The organism is Roseburia sp. OM04-10BH (assembly GCF_003462605.1).
Lineage (GTDB): Bacteria > Bacillota > Clostridia > Lachnospirales > Lachnospiraceae > Roseburia_C > Roseburia_C amylophila.
Window position 1 is genome coordinate 3,532 of record NZ_QTZI01000026.1, and the last position, 764, is coordinate 4,295.

The window sequence follows — 764 nt, forward strand, 5'->3', positions numbered from 1 at the left end:
AGATAATGCGATTGAGGCAGCAGAGAAGCTGGAAGGAGAGAAATATATTTCGATTAAGATTGGCTCATACCATAAAATGATAGCTGCCAGCATCGAAAATAACTGCGGGGAGGTAAAGTGGAAAAATGGTTTTCCGGTATCAGCGAAAGGAAAAGGCGGTGGAATAGGACTGCTGAATGTTCAGAGCAGTGTAAAAAAATATGATGGAAATTTAATATTGAAAAGTGATGGAAATAAATTTATTGCTGAGTTATTCCTCAATTCATAAAAAGTCTTACTTCGTGCAAAAAAATCGTACTTGGTGCAGAAAAGGTAAAATATCAGAAGGAGTGTGTCGATATAAAAAAATAAAATGGATGATACATATAAAAAATTTAATGATGGGAGGTTTCGCTTATGTCAAGAATTACGGACTACGGTTTTTTATTTCAAACGACATTTGGAACATCAAAAACAAATTTAGTCAACAATATTCAGTTGTCCCAAATGAACAGCAGCTCTGTACAGAAACAATTAAAAGCAGCAGGGATTGACACAAACAGTAAAAAGTATAAAGCAGCATTGAGTGAGATGATGAAGAATGGAAACGGTGCAATGTTTACGAATGTTCAGGCAATTAAGAACCTGATGAGCCAATATGACAAAAATGGAGACTGGATTGATCCGAATACCGGATTAACAGGACTTGCGGTAACGGATGAGAACAGAAACAGTTATAAACATATCATTTCTGTTCCAGAGAGTAGCCGGGAAGAAATGTTTGA

Annotated in this window: 2 protein-coding genes; both read left to right on the plus strand. The window is 36.0% G+C overall.

All coding sequences use genetic code 11. From position 1 onward, the window contains the following. Nucleotides 1-268: GHKL domain-containing protein (locus DXB43_RS15575; protein ID WP_243006696.1), on the plus strand; the 268-nt coding region annotated here is incomplete at its 5' end. Nucleotides 269-396: 128 nt separating this feature from the next. Beyond that, on the plus strand, nt 397-764 hold a 368-nt coding region (locus DXB43_RS15580), incomplete at its 3' end, for a DUF3879 family protein (RefSeq protein WP_243006697.1).